Annotated in this window: 14 protein-coding genes; 1 reads left to right on the top strand and 13 read right to left on the bottom strand. The window is 71.5% G+C overall.

What is annotated here, in order from left to right; genetic code table 11:
* Positions 1-24: 24 nt before the first annotated feature.
* The 13 genes from AB0D74_RS09890 to AB0D74_RS09830 form a co-directional block, all read right to left on the bottom strand.
* Entirely contained in the window at positions 25-1,365 is a 1,341-nt protein-coding gene (locus tag AB0D74_RS09890) for a VWA domain-containing protein (RefSeq protein WP_362582514.1), read from the bottom strand.
* A 122-nt stretch (positions 1,366-1,487) separates the two neighbouring features.
* Positions 1,488-2,900 carry a protein phosphatase 2C domain-containing protein gene (locus AB0D74_RS09885; RefSeq protein WP_362582511.1) on the bottom strand — a complete coding sequence of 471 codons (1,413 nt, stop codon included), beginning with the start codon at positions 2,898-2,900 and terminating at the stop codon, positions 1,488-1,490.
* Positions 2,901-2,903: 3 nt separating this feature from the next.
* Positions 2,904-5,417 (bottom strand): tetratricopeptide repeat protein, encoded by a 2,514-nt coding sequence (locus tag AB0D74_RS09880; RefSeq protein WP_362582508.1) that lies wholly within the window; start codon positions 5,415-5,417, stop codon positions 2,904-2,906.
* Positions 5,418-5,419: 2 nt separating this feature from the next.
* Positions 5,420-6,745, bottom strand: a complete 1,326-nt coding sequence (locus tag AB0D74_RS09875) for a hypothetical protein (protein WP_362582505.1) — start codon at positions 6,743-6,745, stop codon at positions 5,420-5,422.
* A 47-nt stretch (positions 6,746-6,792) separates the two neighbouring features.
* The gene (locus AB0D74_RS09870) at positions 6,793-7,833 is read right to left on the bottom strand and encodes a glutamate ABC transporter substrate-binding protein (protein ID WP_362583081.1); all 1,041 of its coding nucleotides are present in this window, start codon (positions 7,831-7,833) and stop codon (positions 6,793-6,795) included.
* Positions 7,834-7,847: 14 nt separating this feature from the next.
* Positions 7,848-9,212: a hypothetical protein gene (locus AB0D74_RS09865; RefSeq protein ID WP_362583078.1), complete on the bottom strand. Its 1,365-nt coding sequence runs from the start codon at positions 9,210-9,212 to the stop codon at positions 7,848-7,850.
* Between the two features lie 424 nt (positions 9,213-9,636).
* Positions 9,637-10,608 (bottom strand): BadF/BadG/BcrA/BcrD ATPase family protein, encoded by a 972-nt coding sequence (locus tag AB0D74_RS09860; protein WP_362582502.1) that lies wholly within the window; start codon positions 10,606-10,608, stop codon positions 9,637-9,639.
* The gene (locus AB0D74_RS09855) at positions 10,599-11,867 is read right to left on the bottom strand and encodes a 6-phospho-beta-glucosidase (RefSeq protein WP_362582499.1); all 1,269 of its coding nucleotides are present in this window, start codon (positions 11,865-11,867) and stop codon (positions 10,599-10,601) included. The genes AB0D74_RS09860 and AB0D74_RS09855 overlap by 10 nt, the downstream gene beginning before the upstream one ends.
* 6 nt (positions 11,868-11,873) lie before the next feature.
* Positions 11,874-12,767 (bottom strand): carbohydrate ABC transporter permease, encoded by an 894-nt coding sequence (locus AB0D74_RS09850; RefSeq protein WP_362582496.1) that lies wholly within the window; start codon positions 12,765-12,767, stop codon positions 11,874-11,876.
* Between the two features lie 2 nt (positions 12,768-12,769).
* A complete protein-coding gene (locus tag AB0D74_RS09845) occupies positions 12,770-13,711 on the bottom strand; it encodes a sugar ABC transporter permease (protein WP_362582493.1) in 942 nt (313 codons plus the stop codon).
* 2 nt (positions 13,712-13,713) lie between these two features.
* A complete protein-coding gene (locus AB0D74_RS09840) occupies positions 13,714-15,057 on the bottom strand; it encodes an ABC transporter substrate-binding protein (protein WP_362582490.1) in 1,344 nt (447 codons plus the stop codon).
* Positions 15,058-15,121: 64 nt separating this feature from the next.
* Complete coding sequence (locus tag AB0D74_RS09835; RefSeq protein ID WP_362582487.1) at positions 15,122-16,333, bottom strand: ROK family transcriptional regulator; 1,212 nt, start codon at positions 16,331-16,333, stop codon at positions 15,122-15,124.
* A 310-nt stretch (positions 16,334-16,643) separates the two neighbouring features.
* Positions 16,644-17,471 carry a hypothetical protein gene (locus tag AB0D74_RS09830; protein WP_362582484.1) on the bottom strand — a complete coding sequence of 276 codons (828 nt, stop codon included), beginning with the start codon at positions 17,469-17,471 and terminating at the stop codon, positions 16,644-16,646.
* Between the two features lie 249 nt (positions 17,472-17,720).
* Here AB0D74_RS09830 and AB0D74_RS09825 point away from each other — a divergent pair, with 249 nt between their 5' ends.
* Positions 17,721-18,257: a hypothetical protein gene (locus tag AB0D74_RS09825; RefSeq protein WP_362582481.1), complete on the top strand. Its 537-nt coding sequence runs from the start codon at positions 17,721-17,723 to the stop codon at positions 18,255-18,257.
* Positions 18,258-18,331 lie beyond the last annotated feature (74 nt).

Below are 18,331 nucleotides of genomic sequence, written 5' to 3'. Positions count from 1 at the left end.
TGGTCCTGCGGGTGGACTGTCAGGTCACTTCTTTACACGAACAGTCTTTGTGGACCGTGTCTCGAGAGTCATCTCGTCGGCCTCCTCGACCTTCGCCTTCAGTCGCACAGTACCCGTCGTGGCATCGACCACGTCCACCACCTTCGCAAGCAGTTTCGCAGTATCCGCGTTCCCGGAAGCGCTTGCCAACTGAACGGCCCGGCCCAGTTTGGCCGTTGCGCCGTCCATATCACCCGCTTTGCGGAGATCCAGGCCCTGTTGGATGGCTTGTGCCAGTTCGGCCTGACCCGTGTAGTGCGCGACCTGGGGGTTGATGGAGGTCGAGGCGACCATGTCGTCCGTCCACACCGCCCTGATCAGGCCCTGTGCGCCGAGGTTCTGGACGCTGCCGTCGGGCTGCGGGACGACCAACGACACGCGCGCGGCGAGCATTTCCCGGCCGAGGCCGGCCGTGGGGACCTCCACGCAGACGTGGTAGTCACGGGACTCGTCGCCCCAGGAGCCGGTCGGGTAGTCCCCGGCCCGCGGCCCGGCCTCGGTGCGGCGGTCGGTCAACTGCTCGACCGTGGGCGCCACTTGCTTGACGAACTTGATGGTCGTGCCGACCGGGGTCCACAGCCGCAGCGCGACGTCCGCGACCTCCTTGCCCATCGCCGTCTCCATCATCTGCGTGAAGTCGGCGGCCAGGCCCGTGGGATCGGCGACGATGTCGGCGGTACCGAGGAGCGCGGAGGCGATCCCTGTGACTTCTTTCACTTCCCAGTCGGTGCCGACACCGCGCGCGTCACAGGTGAACCGCCCGGCACTGGAGTCCAGGGCGGCCTTGAGGTCCTCCGGCGACTCGTGCTCGTTGCGGCCGTCGGTGAGCAGGATGCCGTGCCGGATGGCGACGTCGGCGGAGGACAGGAGCCGGTCGGCGAGCCGCAGCCAGGTGCCGATCGCCGTGCCGCCGCCCGCGCTCAGCCTGCGCAGCGCCTGCTTGGCCTGCTCGCGCGAGGTGCGGTCGGCCACCGCGAGCCGCCCGCCGCCCGGGTAGACCTCCTTGGCCACGTGCGTGCCGCCGATCACCGCGAAGTGGGTGCCGTCGCGCAGGGTGTCGATCGCCGCCGCGGTGGCGTCCCGGGCGTTGCGCATCTTGGTCGGCGGGTAGTCCATCGAGCCCGAGCAGTCGACCATGATCGCGACCCCGGCGGCGGGCCCCTGCCCGGGGGCGTACGACGCGCCGACCGCGGTCCCGACGGTGCCGCCGCCGGTCGCCGTCACCGTGACGATCGCGTTGACCTCGCGGCCGTTCTCCGGCAGGTACTCGTTCTGGTACACGTCCACCGAGAACTGCGGCACGCTCGATTTCGAGAAATTGGCCATGACTGCTCTGGTCCCCCTCCACCCCACGCGTGGTGGGTGCTGACGGTGTGCGGACCGGTCCCCTCCGGTCCGCCGGTGTTTCCCCGCGCGTCTCTCCCGTTTGCGGCCGTTTTGCGGCGGCCTCAGGCGGATCCTGCCCCCTGCGGCGGTTCCGGGAACGGGAGCAGCGCCACTGTTACGTTGTCGTGGCCCCCGCCGTCCAGGGCGTGGCCGACCAGCACCCGGGCCGCGTGCAGCGGCCGTACGTCCGCGTCGGCGGGGACGATCTCGGCCATCTCCTCGGCCGCCTCCGCGTAGTTCCACAGGCCGTCGGTGCACACCACCACCACGCCGGACCGGTCCGGCTTGAAGGACGCGGTGTGCGGCTCCAGCTCGTAGGCGTCCGCGCCGAGCCAGCCGGTGATCGCGTGGGCGCGCTCGTCGGCGTACGCCTCCGCCTCGCTCATCAGGCCCGCGGCGACCATCTGCGCGGCCCAGGAGTCGTCCTCGGTGAGCCGGGCGGGCGGTGCGGTCCGGTCCACCGGCACCCAGTAGACGCGGCTGTCGCCGACCCAGCCGACCACCAGCAGGCCCGAGGCGACGATCGAGGCGACGATCGTGCACGCCGGGGCGTTCTGGTGCGGGGCGTGCTCACGGGCCGAGGAGGGCTCCTCCGCGAGGGCGTCGACGGCCTGGGAGGCGGTGACGATCGCGTCGTGCAGCGCCTGCTGCGGATGGGTGCCCTGCTCCAGCGCGGCCAGCAGCGCCTCGACGGCGGCCCGGGAGGCGGCCATGGAGGCCTCGTCGGGACGGGTCGCCGAGGAGACGCCGTCGCAGACGACCGCGAGCGTGGCCGGGGTGCCGTCGGGCAGCGTGGTGTGGCCGACGGCGAACGCGTCCTCGTTGCGGTGGTGGCGCAGCCCGCGGTCGCTGACGGCGGCCACCGGGCCGGCCTCCTGCTCCATGTGGTCGCGCTCGCGCGGCTGGGCGTGCCCGCAGTTCTCGCAGTACCCGTCGTCGTCGACCCGGCCCGCGCGGCAGGCCACGCAGACCTTCGGCAGCTCGGTGGTCTCGGCGCTCCCCGTGCTCCCGGCCGTCTCGGCGGCGGAGGCGGCCACCCGGGGGTCCGGCGCCTGCAGCGGGTACTCGTCCGGCTCCGGCGGCCGGTCGAACCGCACCCCGGAGGCCGGCGACACCGGCGAGCCGTGCGGCGCCGGGGCCGGGGGTGAGCCGTGCGGCGCCGGGGCGGCCGGCGTGCCGTGCGGGGGCGGCGGCGACGCGGGCAGCTGCTTGCCGCCCGAGTCGGTGCCGGGCAGGTCGGTCGGCAGATGCGGTGCCGCGGGCGTACCGGAGCTCTCCGGCTCGGGCGGGGGCCAGTCCACGCCCGAGGATCCCACACCGGCGGCGCCCATGGTGAGGGTCGGGTGGTCCGGCGGGGCGGCGGGCACGGCCGACAGGTCGTACCCGCACGCACCGCAGAACAGGTCACCCGATTCGAGCGGCTCCGCGCAGCTCGGGCACTTCGCCGGTGCGGCCTGCTGGGGCATCTGCGACATCAACTACACCCACGTCCGGGGGCGGTAACGGTTGGCCCGTTCCACCAGGTCGATCCTCTCCTCACCGCCGGTCGCCAGTCTGGCCAGCGTGCGGTACGAGCGTTCCAGGCCGAAGCGGAGGCCCCGCTCGTCCAGACCGCTGCCGAGCAGCACCCGGCCGACGGTCGGCCGGGTGTCCTGGCCCCCGGAGAGTATCCAGTCCAGCGCGCAGCCGAGGACTTCCGCCGACAACTGCTCGCGCCGGGCCGGATCCAGACCGTACGCGTCCAGCGCCTCGATCTGCCCGGCGGCGGCCGTCAGGTCGTCCAGGAACGGCGTGTCGTCGGCCGCCGCGGTCCGGTGCCGCAGCCGCGCCCGTACGGCCGCCACCCGGGCCGCCGTGTAGTGGATCGAGGCCTCCGGCACCGACTCCAGCGTCCGTACGGCGCCCCGCCGGTCCCCGGCCGCCATCTGTACCCGGCCCAGGCCGAACGCGGAGCTGACGAAGCCCGGGTCGGTCGCCCAGACCAGCCGGTAGTACTCGGCCGCGTTGTCCAGCTGGCCGAGCACCTCCGCGCACAGGCCGAGCGCCAGCTTCGGCGCGGTCTCGCCGGGGAAGGCGTCGTAGATCGCGTCGAAGGCGAGCGCCGCGCCCTCGAAGTCGCCGGTGACCAGGCCCGCCAGGCCCCGGCACCAGACCACCCGCCAGTCGTCGGGCCGCTCGTCCTCCAGCCGGCCGAGGCTCACCAGCGCGGCCTCGAAGTCGCCGTTCTCCAGCCGGGCGCGGACCTGCCGCAGCTCGGTCTCGACGGTCTGCGCCGGCGCCGCGGCCAGCGCGGTGAGCAGGCTGACCTCGCCCACCAGCGAGGTCGACAGACCCGCCAGGAAACCGGCGTTCGGGTCGCTCTGGTCGACCAGCGGGACCGGCAGGGCCAGCGCGGCGGCCGGCGTGGCGACGGGTCTCACCAGGGCGGGGTCGGCGGGGGCCGCGGCCCCTCCCGGCGCCTCCAGCGCGAGGGTGCGGGAGGCCACCGCCCGTGCGCCCAGGCGGGACACGTCCCCGTCCAGCTTCGGGAACAGCTCGGTGTCGGTGACCTTCACCTCGGGCCCGAACAGTGTGGACAGCGCGGGCCGGGCGGTGCCGGACTGCACCGAGACGACCTCGCGCAGCACACCGGTCAGCTGCTCCGCCATCTCCTGTGCGGAGGCGAACCGGCGGGCCGGGTCGGGGTCGGTGGCGCGGACCAGCAGCCGGTAGAACGACTCGTACTGCCGGAACACCTCGATGTTGTCCGGGTCGGGCAGCGAGTCCACGAAGACGGTCGTGTAGCCCTGGAAGTCGAAGGTCAGGACCGCGAGGGTCCGGCCGACCGTGTACAGGTCGGAGGCGACGGACGGGCCGACCTCGGCGACCTCGGGCGCCTGGTAGCCGACCGTGCCGTAGATGGCCGACTCCTCGTCGTCCATCCGGCGCACCGCGCCCATGTCGATCAGCTTGAGCTGGTCCTCGGTCTGGATGGCGTTGTCGACCTTGAAGTCGCAGTACAGGAGGTTGCGGCTGTGCAGGTGGCCGAGGGCTTCGAGAGCCTCGATGCCGTACGCGCACGCCTGCTCCACCGGCAGCGGGTCGCGGCGGCCCTCCGGGGTACGGCGGTCGTTGGCGATCTCCTTGAGGGACTTGCCGCCGACGTACTCCATGACGATGTAGCCGTCGAGGGAGCCGGTGCGCTGGTCGAGGTGCTCGACGAAGTTGTAGATCCGCACGATGTTGGCGTGCTCGATCTCCGCGAGGAACCGCCGCTCGGAGATCGCCGCGGCCATCGCGTCCTGGTCGCCGGTGTCCAGCAGGCCCTTGAGGACCACCCAGCGGTCGGAGACGGCCCGGTCCACCGCGAGGTAGATCCAGCCCAGACCGCCGTGCGCGAGACAGCCCACGACCTCGTACTGGCCGTGCACCACGTCCCCGCCCTTGAGCTTGGGCACGAACGAATACGGGTTGCCGCACTTGGTGCAGAACCCCTCGGTCCGGCCCGGCAGCTCCCCGCGGCCCCGCCCGACCGGCGCCCCGCAGTCCGCGCGCGAGCAGAACCGCTTGCGCTCCGGCACCTCCGGGTTCTCCTGGACCATCTCGCGCGGGTCCGGCTTCGGCACCTGCGGCACCGTGACCAGACCGGCGCCCAGCCGGCTGCGCCCGGACGTGCTCGCCGAGGAACCGGAGCTGCGCACCGACACCGAGCGGCCCGTCGACTTCCCCGACAGGGACCGCGACAGCCGCCCGGAGACCGAGCGCCGCGACTTCGACGACTGCGACGACGTACGCGAACTGCGGCTGCTGCTGCGGCTGCTCGACCCCGAACTCCCGCTGCCCGCCGAGCCCTTGCCGCCCGCCGTGATCCCGGTGGGCGGCGAGCCGACCATGCCGCTCGCCGAGACGACCGGGGCCAGACCGCAGGTGTCGCAGTACAGCTCACCGCCGCCGACGTCCTCGTACGACCCCTCGCAGCCCGGCCGCTGGCAGCTCTCTCCCGCCTGACTCACGACTACTCCCCCCTCCGGTCCTCGGGCCCGCTCTGCTGCGGCACCCGCGGCGCCCCCAGCGCCTCGGCCACCGACCGCTGGTAGCGCAGCACCGCCTGCTCCGCGACCCTGAGATCGCAGGGCGCGCTCCACAGCATCCGCCGGGCCGCGTCGTACCGCTCGATCAGGAACGGGTCCTCCGCCAGCCCGTGCCGGGCCACCTTCGCCTTGTACGCGTCCAGCCGGCCGCGCAGCTCCGCGCGGACCGCGAGCGGCGCGGTGACCGCCGTCAACGACTCACGGGCGCGCAGCAGTTCGTCCTCCGCCTTCTGCTCCAGGGACTCCAGGAGCGGCGACAGGCGGTGCCACTGGGCGCCTCTGCGGTACTCGGCGGCCGTCGCCAGCTGCTCCTGCAGCACGGTCGGCGGGCCGCTGACCACCGGCACCTCGGTCGCCGCGATCTTCGCCAGCACCTCACCGCGTGCCGTGCGCGCCTCGGCGAGGGTGCGGTCCGCGCGGGACAGCACGTCCCGCAGCTTGATCAGCCGGGCCTCGGCGTCCTGCCGTACCGTCAGCACGGCGTCGATCTCCCGCCGCACCTCCTCCAGCGCCCGCGCCTCCCGGTCGTACACCGTGGTGTCGGGACGGCCGCCGCCGGGCGCCGAACTCCCCGGCGCCGGAACCCAGAACGCGAGCGGGTCGGAGACCACGTCCTCGCGGAGCTTCGTCAGTATGCGGGTGATCCGCTCCAGGTCGTCGCCGGCCGGGTGCTCGCCGGGGCGCACCCCGACGGAGTGCGCCAGTGTGCGGGTGCGCTGCAGCTCGGCGGCGAGTAAATCGATCCGCGCGGGCAGCGCCGACCACACCGCGTCGGCGGTGACGACCATGTTCAGCGAGGTCGCGTACAGCTCGTTCATCCGGTCGACCAGGGTGATCAGCGAGAAACGCTCGCTGAGCCGGCCGGGCGCGGACAGCAGGGTCGGCGCGTTCGCCGTCGCGGTCGCGCTGCCCGCCACCGTCACGGACTCGCCGCGCAGCAGCTCGGTCAGCTCCACCAGGTCCTCACGGCTGGACCAGCGGCGTCTCGCCCTGATCTCCCGGGCGGAGCGCAACGCGTCCGTGTAGGCGTCGAAATACGCCCACAGCAGGGTGATCGAGGCATCGGCGGACGTCCACCGCTCCCGGGTCGTCCCGGTCAGCTCGGCCCCTTCGAGGAGCCTGCGGCCCGCGTGGTCCTGGAGGGCGAGCAGCGAGGTCTCGATCGCCTCGTGCTCCGCGCCGAGCCGCGCCAGCGCACGGTCCACCTCGTCCCGGTCCATCACCGGCCCGGCGGGGTCCGTGACGCCCATCGATCACCTCTCGCTTGCTCGTCGGGGCTGGGCCTCGCGGATGCGGGTCAGCTGGTGCGCAGGTACTGCGGCGCGGGTGGTTTCGACGCCGTCGAGTCCGCTCCCAGTGTCGCCGACAACCACTTGTCGTACGACGCCTGCCAGCCGTCCGACCGGTACTCCACCAGGATCTGGTTGACCCGGCGGACCAGATCGGTCGCGTCCTTCTTCATCGCCACCCCGTAGTACTCGGTCGTGAACGGGGCGCCCTTGAGCTCGACCGTCGGGTCCTGGGCGGCCTGGCTGGCGGCCAGCGCACCGTCGGTGACCACCGCGTCGACCTCGCCGAGCTGCAACCGCACCAGGCAGTCGAGCTGGTTGGGGACGGTGGTGGAGATGTCCGCCGAGGCGGCGAGCTTCCCGGACTTCCTGTCGGCGTCCAGCTTGGCGTACGCGGTCGAACCGGCCGCCGTGCAGATCTTCTTGTGCGCCAGCGTGCCGTTGTACCCGGTGATCGACGACGACTTGGGGGCGAGGACCTGCTGCCCGGTCTTGAAGTACGGCGCGGAGAACGCGACGTCGTTCAGCCGGTCGCAGTTGATGGTCATCGTGCGCACCACCATGTCGACGCGGCCGTCCTGGATCGCCGGTATCCGCTGGCTCGTCGGAATCGCCTTGAACTGCACCGCGTCCGGGTCGCCGAGGATGTCCTGGGCGATCCGGTGCACCAGGTCGATGTCGAAACCCTCCAGCTCCGCATCCGAGTTGTTCGGGTTGCGGTAGCCCCAGCGGTAGCTGTTCTGGTCGACACCGACGATCAGCTTCCGCTTGGCGCCGGTACGGGCCTTGATGGCGTCGATGGTGGACCCGTCCGCGCCCGACGGCGACCAGGTCTCGTTCTGCGCGTCGGAGTCGACGCAGTCGTCGGCCTTCGCCGGGCTGCCGGTCGCCAGCCCCGGACCGCCCAGCCCCTCGCCCTGGCCGCCCGCACCGCGGGACTGGGTGAGCGGCAGCAGCAGGACGAACGCCAGCGCCAGGGCGCAGCCGACCGCCATCGCGCCGACGCCGCCCCAGCCGCGCAGGGAGGCCCTCATCCGCCGCACGAACATCGTCACGCCCCCTCTCACCGGTACTCCGAAAGCCTGCGCCCGATGCCGAACAGCGCGCCGGCCGCCGCCGCGACCCCCAGCATGGCGGCTCCGATGGGCAGTCCGGACATCGCGTCCCGCCCGTCGGTGGCCTGCTCCTTGAACCGGGTCTCCTCGTACGCCAGCGCGTTCTTCAGGTTCGTGTCGACGCTGTCGAAGCACTCGGCGGTCGCGTCCTTCGTGCCTATCACCTTGTCCAGCGCCGCCTGGTAGTCGCCGTTCTCGTCCTCGGTGCGGGCGTCGGCGTGCCGCTCCTTCCACACCTTCATGTTCCCCTGGGCCGCCACGACGGGCTTGCTGCCGGCCGAGTCGTCCGCGAGCGCCGCGGCCTCGGTGAGGCCCTTGCCGAGCGCCGTCATGTCCTTGTCGAAGTCGTAGTAGTACGCGTCGTACGTCTGCCCGCCGACCGTGACCGTCTCGGCGCCGCGCGCCACCAGGCTCAGGTTCTCGTTCCCGCGCGCCTTCAGGGAGGCGATCCGGGCGTCGTGCAGCACGTTCAGCGAGCGGACGCCGTGGTCGTAGGAGCCGTCCAGACCGGCCCGGGCCAGGGTGTGGCCGACGACCAGCCACAGCAGCGTGACCACCGTGGCGGCGGAGGCCGCGACCAGGCCGTGGTTCAGCAGCCGGTTGGTGCGGCGGTAGTGGCGCAACTGGGCCCAGGCGAGCGCGGCGAGCGCGAGGAGGCCGAGGACGATCGCCGCCCAGGGGTACGGCGTCGCGTCCGAGTAGTCGGAGGCGAGGCGCGCGTTCTCCTTCGTGTAGAGGTCCTGCGCCGCCGGGAGCATCTCCTGCTGCATCTTCTCGTTCGCGTACCGCAGGTAGGCGCCGCCGACCGGGTAGCCCTGCCGGTTGTACACCCTGGCCCGCTCGACCAGCCCCTTGTACTCCGGCAGCAGCGTGTTCAGCTTCGCGATGGCCGCCTCGGAGGGCGAGCCGGGCTCGGAGTTGGCGGCGGCGGTGACGAGCTTGGCGGCGGCGGTCGAGATGTCGTTCTCGTACCGGGCGCGGGAGGCGGGGGTCTCCTGACCGCCCGCCAGGAAGCCGCTGGAGGCGGCGGTGTTGGCGTCCGCCAGCGAACGGTAGATGTCGGCCGCGCCCGAACTCAGCGGCTGGCTGCGGTGCAGCACGTCGTCGGCGGCGGCGGCGCGGTCGGTCATCTGCCAGGCGGTGACGGCGCCGAAGGCGACGATCAGCGCGGCGAGGACGGCACCGATGACGCGGAGCCGGCCGGGTTCGGTGGTGGCGGCGGCGCGGAGCCGGTCGGCGCCTTCCGCGAACGCGGAGCGGCGCGGGGGCGCCGGGTCGGGCGCGGGGGAGGAGCCGGTCCGCTGCGCGGGCAGCGCGGTGCCCGCGCCCGGCGGTGCCGCGCTCTTCGTCGGCGGGTGTGTCACTTGACCTCCCCCATGGTCATCCGGTCGCCGCCCAGTATCGCCGCCCGGACTGACATTCGGCACCGGCCTTCACTGGATCTTGATCGGATCGCAGCGGAACCCCTGCCCATGAATACGCCGGGGGGATCGGTTCGGTTCCTGGGGGGTGGTGTTGCATCGTCGCGGGGCGCGGGCCGGTGGGGGTTGCCCGCGCAGTTCCCCGCGCCCCTAAAGGGGCGCTTCGGCCGCGGGCGCCTTGTCAGCCGACCCAGCCTGCGGGCAGTCGTGCCGCTTGGGGCGGCACGGGTGGGCGCTGGGGGTCCCCCCGGCCGAAGGCTGGGGGAGGCACCCGGCCAGCGCCGGTGAGCGTCCCCCCCCGCCTCTCCACCCCCCGTCACCCTTCGAAGTACCGCCGCACCCTCTCCTGCACGGCCACCCCCGCCCCCACCATGTCCAGCCCCAGCAGCGCGGCGCCCAGTACCGGCCGGGCCGCCACCACCCGCGGCACCGCCTTCGGCGCCCGCGCCGCCAGCAACTCGCGCACCCCGTCGTCGAGTTGCGGATGCCCGCCGGCCAGCACGCCACCCCCCAGCAGCACCGGCGTCTCCTCGTCCAGCAGGTCGAGGCGGGTCAGCGCGACCACCGCCATCGCCACCACCTCCTGCGCCAGCCGGTCCACCACCGCCCGGGCCACCGGGTCGCCGTCGGCCGCCGTCGCGAACAGCACCGGCGTCAGCTCGTGCCGCCGGGCGGGCTCGACGTCCTCCCGGTGCAGCGCCTCGATCAGCGCGAGCATGCTGTCGTACCCGAAGTACGCCGGGAGCGCGCGGGCCAGCGCCGTACGCTCCCCGCGGCCGTCCTCCGCGCGTGCCGCGTGCCACAGGGCCTCCTCCGCCAGCCCCCAGCCGCCGCCCCAGTCGCCGGAGATGCGGCCGAGGGCGGGGAAGCGGGCGGTGCGGCCGTCGGGGCGCATGCCGACGCAGTTGATGCCGGCGCCGCAGACGACGGCGACCCCGCGCGGCTCGGTGACACCGGCCCGGAGGATCGCGAAGGTGTCGTTGCGGACCTCCACCGTCGTCCCCCACGCGCGCGTGGCCAGCGCGGCGGCCAACTGCTCCTCCTCGAAGGGGAAGTCGGCGTTGGCCAGGCACGCCGAGACGTGGGCGGCGGAGGTGACCCCGGCGGCGCCGTACGCCTCGGCGACCGCCGTGGCCACCTCGTCCACGGCCTGCTCCACGCCCACCACCGGCGGCCGGAAGCCGCCCGCCCGGGCCGTGGCGAGGATCTCGCCGTCCGCCGCCACCACCGCGACGTCGGTCTTGCTGTTGCCCGCGTCGATGGCGAGGACACTTGCGGTCAGGCCCACGCGAGGTGCTCCCGGTTGTGCGCGATCAGTCGGTCGGTCAGGGCGTCGGCGTACTCGTACTGGCCGACCAGGGGGTGGGACAGGAGGGCCCGGAAGACGCGGTCCCGGCCGCCGCGCAGGGCGGCCTCCAGGGCCAGTTCCTCGTAGGCCGTCACGTTCGCCACCAGGCCCGCGAACAGCGGGTCGACGTCCGGGACGGGCAGCGGCCTCGGGCCGGCCTGGCCCACCGCCGCCTGCACCTCGATCACCGCGTCGTCGGGGAGGAAGGGCAGTGTGCCGCCGTTGTACGTGTTGACGACCTGGTAGGGGTTGCCGGCGCTGCCGAGCAGGGCCGCGGCCAGGTCGACGGCCGCCTCCGAGTAGTAGGCGCCGCCCCGCTTCGCGAGCAGCTCCGGCTTCTCGTCCAGGGCCGGGTCGCCGTACATCTCCAGCAACTGCTTCTCCATCGCGGCGACTTCCGCCGCCCGGGACGGCTTGGTGCGCAGCTCCCGCACCACCTCGTCGTGCGCGTAGTAGTAGCGCAGGTAGTAGGAGGGGATCACGCCGCCGAGGCGGTCGAGGAGCGCCGGGGGCAGCTTCAGGTCGGCGGCGATCGTCTCGCCGTGCTCCGCGAGCAGCTTGGGCAGGACGTTCTCGCCCTCGGGGCCGCCGAGGCGGACCGCGGTCTCCCAGGTGAGGTGGTTGAGGCCGAGGTGGTCCAGGTGGATCTCGGACGGCGTGACACCGAGCAGGTTCGCGAACTTCCGCTGGAAGCCGATCGCCACGTTGCACAGCCCGACCGCCTTGTGGCCGGCCTGGAGCAGGGCACGGGTCACGATCCCCACCGGGTTGGTGAAGTCGACGATCCAGGCGTTCGGGTTGGTGCGGCGGACGCGTTCGGCGATGTCCAGGACGACGGGGACCGTGCGCAGGGCCTTGGCGAGGCCGCCGGCGCCGGTGGTCTCCTGGCCGATGCAGCCGCACTCCAGCGGCCAGGTCTCGTCCTGCTGCCTGGCCGCCTGGCCGCCGACGCGCAGCTGGAGCAGCACCGCGTCGGCGCCCTCCACGCCCGCGTCCAGGTCCGAGGTGGTGACGATCCGGCCGCCGTGGCCCTGCTTCGCGAAGATCCGGCGGGCCAGTCCGCCCACCAGTTCCAGGCGGTCGGCGGCCGGGTCGACCAGGACCAGTTCCTCGACGGGCAGGGTGTCCCGCAACCGCGCGAAGCCGTCGATGAGTTCGGGGGTGTAGGTCGAGCCTCCGCCGACCACAGTGAGTTTCATACGTGGTTAACCCTTCACTCCGGTGAGCGTGACGCCCTCGACGAACGCCTTCTGGGCGAAGAAGAAGACGAGGATCACGGGGGCCATGACCAGCACGGTCGCGGCCATGGTCAGGTTCCAGTCGGTGTGGTGCATGCCCTTGAACGACTCCAGGCCGTAGGAGAGGGTCCAGGCGCCCGGGTTCTCCGAGGCGTAGATCTGGGGGCCGAAGTAGTCGTTCCAGGCGTAGAAGAACTGGAAGAGGGCGACGGCGGCGATGCCCGGCTTGGCCATCGGGATCACCACCCTGAGCAGGGTCCTGAGGTCGCCGCAGCCGTCCACCTTCGCCGCGTCCAGGTACTCGTTCGGGATCGTCATCAGGAACTGGCGCAGCAGGAAGATGGAGAACGCGTCGCCGAACGCCATCGGCACGATCAGCGGCCACAGCGTGCCGGACAGGTCCAGCTGCTTCGCCCAGAACAGGTACATCGGGATGATGACCACCTGCGGCGGCAGCATCATCATCGAGATCACCAGCATGAGCGACAGGTTGCGGCCCCGGAAGCGGAACTTCGCGAGCGCGTACGCCACCGGGAGCGAGGAGACGACGGTCAGGACGGTGCCCAGGCCGGCGTAGATCAGGGTGTTCTTCCACCAGGTCAGAAAGCCCGGGGTGTCGAACACCTTCCTGTAGTTGCCCCACTCCCAGGTGTGCGGGATCAGGTCCCGGCTGAGCGCCTGGCTGTCGCTCATCAGCGAGGTCAGGAACACGAACACGAAGGGGAGGGTGAAGAACAGGGCGGCGGCGACGCCGAGGGAGTGCACCGCCACCCAGTTCAGCAACGCCTTTCGGCGGGCGGTGCGTTCGGCCTCCGACACCGGGGCCTTCAGCTCCGTCGGCCGGTCCAGTACCTGGGTCATCGTCAGTCACCTGCCTGGATGAGACCGCCCCGGCGCCGCATCAGGAACGCGGTGAACACCATGGACAGGGCGAAGAGCACGAGGGCGACGACACAAGCGGAGCCGTAGTCGAAGCGCTGGAAGCCGAGGTTGTAGACCAGCTGGGGGAGGGTGAGCGTCGACTTCTCGGGATAGCCGGGCTCGAACTGGGTGCCCGCGCCCTGGATGACACCCGAGGCGACCTTTCCGGCGATGAGCGGCTGTGTGTAGTACTGCATCGTCTGGATGACACCGGTCACCACCGCGAACATCACGATCGGCGAGATGTTGGGCAGCGTGACGAACCGGAACCGTTGCCAGGCCGACGCGCCGTCCAGTTCCGCCGCCTCGTACTGCTCCTTCGGCACGTCGAGCAGCGCGGCCATGAAGATGACCATCAGGTCGCCGACGCCCCACAACGCGAGCAGGGTCAGGGCCGGCTTGGACCAGGTCGGGTCGTTGAACCAGCCGGGCGCCGGGATGCCGACCTTCTCCAGGATCGAGTTGACCGGCCCGGTACCGGGGTTGAGCAGGAACGCGAACGCCATGGTCGCCGCGACCGGCGGGGCCAGGTAGGGCAGGTAGAAGAGGGTCCGGAAGACGCCCGTACCCGTCTTGATCTTCGTGATCAGCATGCCGACGCCGAGGCCGAAGACGACCCGCAGCGACACCATCACGACGACCAGCCACAGGGTGTTGCGCAGCGCGGGCCAGAAGTAGGGGTAGTGCTCGAAGACGTACGTCCAGTTCTTCGTGCCGGTCCACGTCGGCGGTTTGAAGCCGTCGTAGTGCATGAAGGAGAAATAGACCGTGGAGAGCAGCGGGTACGCGAAGAAGACCGCGAACCCGATCAGCCAGGGCGACATGAAAGCGATCGTCCGAAGCGCCGACCGGCGGCGCTTCGACGCCAACGTGATGGTGCTCATCGCTACTTGGCCTGCGCGATGTCCGTGTCGATCTGCTTGGCCGTGGCCTCCAGACCGGACTTGAGGTCCTTGGCCTTGCCGCTCTCGTAGTCGTATCCGAAGTTCTGGATCGTCGTCAGGTACACACCGCCGTTGATGGAGGCGGGCGACGTCGTGGAGTTCGGGTTCGCGGCGATGTCCAGGAAGGTCTTGAAGCGCGGGTCGTACTTCAGCTTCGGCGACTTCAGGGCGGCCAGCGTGGACGGCACGTTGTGGATGGCGTTGGAGAAGTTCACCACCGCGTCGGTGTCCGTGGTGATGTACTTGACGAATTCCCAGGCCGCGTTCTGCTTCTTGCTGGTGGCGGCGATGCCGGCGATGGTGCCGGTGATGTAGCCCTTGCCGTACTGCGCGACCTGGTCGTCGGGCACGGGCAGCGGCGCGACGCCGATGTCGAACTTCGTCTTGGCGTCCACGGCCATGCCGAGCCGCCACTCGCCGTCGAGCTGCATGGCGACCTGACCGGTCTGGAAGGGGTGCTTGTCGCCCCACTCGTCGCCCAGCGTCGCCCGGTACTTCTCCAGCTTCTGGAATCCGCCGAGTTCGTCGACCAGGTTCTTCTGCAGCGTGAACGCCTCGGTGAAAGCCGGGTCCTTGGCGATGTTCGACTTGCCGTCGGAGGTGAAGTACGTCGGCGAGAACTGCGCCGCGTAGTGCTCGGTCGTGGTCTCCCAGCCGTGGTAGTCCGGCATGAAACCGAGCTGCTTGTAGCTGTCGCCCTGGGCGATCGTCAGCTTCTTGGCGTCCGCCGTGAATTCGGTCCACGTCTTCGGCGGGCTGGTGATGCCGGCCGCCTTGAACGCCGTCTTGTTGTAGTAGAGGCCGTACGCGTCCCCGAGCAGCGGCGCCGTGCAGCGGTTGCCGTCGTACTGGGTGTACTCGTTCATCGCCTTCGGGAACGTCGTCTCCGGGTCGATGCCGGCCTTCTTGAAGAACGGGTTGAGGTCGACCAGCGCGCCCGAGGAGCAGAACTTGCCCACGTTGTTGGTGGTGAACGACGAGATGACGTCGGGGGCCTTGTCGCCGCCGCTGCGCAGTGCCTGGTTGATCTTGTCGTCGGTCATGTTGCTGACGACGTTGACGTGGATGTTGGGGTGCGCCTTCTCGAAGCCGGCGATCAGCGCGTTGACCGCCTTCACCTCGTTCGGGGCGCTCCAGGCGTGCCAGAAGTTGATGGTGGTGTTCGCGGAGGCGTCGTCGGAGGCGCCGGAGGACGACTGGCCGGTACAGGCGGTGAGCAGGGCCAGCGAACTGGCCGCCGCGGTCAGGGCAAAAGCCGTCTTTCGGGCAGCGGAGGGTATGGGCATGGCGAGATCTCCCGGGGCGGGCGGTGTGCGAGGGAAGGACTGGCTGTGCGGGGGTCTGAGGGGTTCAGCGCGAGGTGTCGAAGACCTCGTCGCGGGTGGTCGCGAGCGCGCTCTCCAGCGCGCCGCGCAGCACGGGGTGTTGACGGACGTCGCCGACGACGAGATGCGGCCGGGCGGCGGCCAGCTCCTCCAGTTCGGCCTGGACGAGGGCGCGCAGCACCTCGCCGCCGGCGGTCAGGGCGGTGCCGCTGAGGACGACGAGTTCGGGGTCGAGGACGGAGACGAGGGAGGCGAGACCGGTGGCGAGCCGGGTCGCGTAGGTGCGCAGCAGCTGGTGGTAGGGGCCGGTGGCGTGGTCGGCGGCGCGCGCGACGAGTTCGGCGGCCACCTCGTCGTACGGCCCGGCCGGCAGGTCCTCGATGCCCAGTTCGCGCGCCAGCCGGGGCACGGACTGCGAACCGGCGAGTTCCTGGTAACCACCGCTGTTGGCCTTGGTGACCTGGCGGACCAGCGGGGTGCCCGGCACCGGCAGGAAGCCGACCTCGCCGGCGCCGCCGGTCCAGCCGCGGTGCAGCCGGCCGCCGAGGACCAGGGCGGCACCGAGGCCCTCCTGGCTCCACAGCAGCACGAAGTCGCCGTGGCCGCGGGCCGCGCCGAGCCGCTGTTCGGCGATGGCGGCGAGGTTGACGTCGTTCTCGTACTCGACCGGCATCGGCAGGGCGGCGGCGAGCTCGTCGAGCAGTGCGGGGGAGTGCCAGCCGGGCAGGTGCGAGGCGTACCGCAGCCGGCCGGTGTTCGGGTCGAAGGCGCCCGGCGTGCCCACGACGACCCGGTGCACGTCGTCCCGGGCCAGCCCGGCCGCCTTCACGGCGCCGTCGAGGGCGTCGGTGACCTGCCGTACGACGGACTGCGCGGACCGGCGGCCGGGGGTCGGCAGCTCGTACTCGCCGACCGTGCGGCCGGTGACGTCGGCGACGGCGGCCCGGATCCGGCCCGGGTTGACGTCGAGGCCGGCGGCGTGGGCCGCACGCGGGTTCACCGAGTACAGCTGGGCGTTGGGGCCCGGCCGGCCCTCGCTGGTGCCGGTCGCCAGCACCAGCCCGGCCGCCTCCAGGCGGGCCAGCAGCTGGGAGGCGGTCGGCTTGGAGAGGCCGGTGAGCTTGCCGATCCGGGTGCGCGAGAGCGGGCCGTGCTCCAGCAGCAGGTCCAGTGCGGCGCGGTCGTTCATGGCGCGCAGAACGCGCGGGGTGCCCGGCGTACCGGCGGTTCCTGCCATGGGGTTCGACACCTGCCTTTCCAGCCGCTCAGTTTCCCAGTGATCCGGACGTCCGGTCCACCCGGGTGTCCGACCCGGACCGTCCATCCGTTGATCACTGTTAGGAAAGTTTCCTGTTGGCTGGAAAACGTAGGCCGCCGGAAGGAGAGCGTCAATAGTCCGCCGGGGCGGCAACCCAGTCGTTACCTGGGCTTGGGCATGCGAAGGGGTACGCGGAGGGGAATGCGAAGGGGAATGCGAAGGGGAATGCGAAGGGCCCGCCCGGGAGATCCGGACGGGCCCTGCAGGGTGTCGCAGCGGCGGTGGGCCGTCACTTCACCTTGATGTAGTCACCGGTGGCCGTCGCCGCCGCGGTGGTCGTCGTACCCGCGAAGACGTACCGGTAGTAGCCGCTCTTCGACGCCTTCACCGTGGTGGACAGGGCGCCGCCGGTGCCGGAGGTGATGCCCTTGACGTTCGTGTAGGTCTTGCTGTCCGCGGCGCGGAACTGCAGGACGGCCTTCTGCCCCGAGTAGCCCTTGTACGACTGGGAGTCCCAGTCGGCGCGGGTCAGCTTGCCCTTGACGGTGATCGTCTTGCCCTTGGCAACCGGCTCCGGCGAGGCGTCGGCGGTCAGCTTGGCGGCGCGCTGCACCTTGGCCGTGGTCAGGTTGCCCCAGATGGCCACGTTGGACTCGGTGCTGAGGAAGTCGTCCGAGACGGTGGAGTCGAGGTGGGCGTACAGGCCGCCGGCCTTCCACGTGGTGGCGTCCGCGGCCTCGTACAGGTCGATGGACGGGTCGACCGGGAGGGTCTCGGTGCAGCTCTCGGTGACCGTGGTGTCCGTGGTGGCGGTCGTCGTGCAGGTGGGCATGACCATCGGGTCCAGCTCGTTGCCGAGCGACTTCAGCGTGCCGCGGTAGAGCATCACCGCGGCGAACGTCTTCTTGTTGTCGATGACCAGGTCGGCCGGCCGGGTCAGGGTGTACGTCACGGGCACGTTCACCGTCTTGGTGGTGCCGACGGCGATCGCCTTGCCCTTGTTCACGGTCACGTCGGAGAAGACCAGGTTCGGAGTGGCCGCGGAGGCGGCGGGCGCCGCGATGCCGGCCAGGGCCAGGGCACCGGTCAGGACGGTGCCTATGGCGAGCTTTCTCATGTTTCCCCACATTCGAGACGGGCCCCCGGGCGACGTCGCGCTCCAGAACAAGGGCCCGTAATGGGCTGACCATAGATCATCGCGATTGCGGGGAGAACGCGGGGGACCTGTGAAGACCGTCTGAATCAGGCCACCGGCCGGTTTGTGATCACGGCTGCGTCACGATCCCCGTCCGTGCTGGTCAACGAGGTTCTTCTCGGCGTTCTCTGCTCTTTGACCCCGACGTCGACCAGGAGGGCGGGGACCGGGATGGTGCACCGGAGACGGCTGCTCGCACGGATGCTGCGGCACGCTTTCGCCGACAGCGCGTGGCTGGCGCTGCTGGTGTGCGTCGTCGCCGTCCTCAGCAACGGCTTCGCCTGGTCGACGCTGAACGAGGTGGCCGTGTTCTTGCTGGTCTGCTTCCTGCTCTCGGCGCTGAGAGCTGCCTGGCGGGTCCGCTCGCTGGTACGCGCGGCGCGCGGGCTGGGTATCCCGGTCTCCGAGAGTGTCCTCGACCGCACCCAGACGTACACCCTCACCGGCGTTCCGCTCTCCTTCGTCCGCGCCGAACTGGGTGCGGCCCCGCGGGCGTCCGAGGTCGGCGACGGCAACCCGCTCGGCTTCCACTGGCGCCCGTTCCGGGGCAGGGCGACGGCGGACGGCACGGTCGCCTTCGACGAGTCCTCGGGCGAGGCCCGCATCGAGGTCCGGGCGGGCAAAGGCCTCACGACGGACGCCCCCCTCAACCACGGCGCCGTGTTCCTCGCACTCTGCCAGATAGTGCGCACCCTCGAACACCGCTGACCCGAGGCCCGCTCAATGGGGGCACCCCGCGCCCCCTGTGCCGGGATGCCCCACCTGTTCACTCGAACGGGCGT

Origin of the sequence: Streptomyces sp. NPDC048278 (genome assembly GCF_040652195.1) — a bacterium.
Taxonomy (GTDB): domain Bacteria; phylum Actinomycetota; class Actinomycetes; order Streptomycetales; family Streptomycetaceae; genus Streptomyces.
Note: the sequence above shows the minus strand (reverse complement) of the source record. Positions and strands in the feature narration are given on the sequence as shown.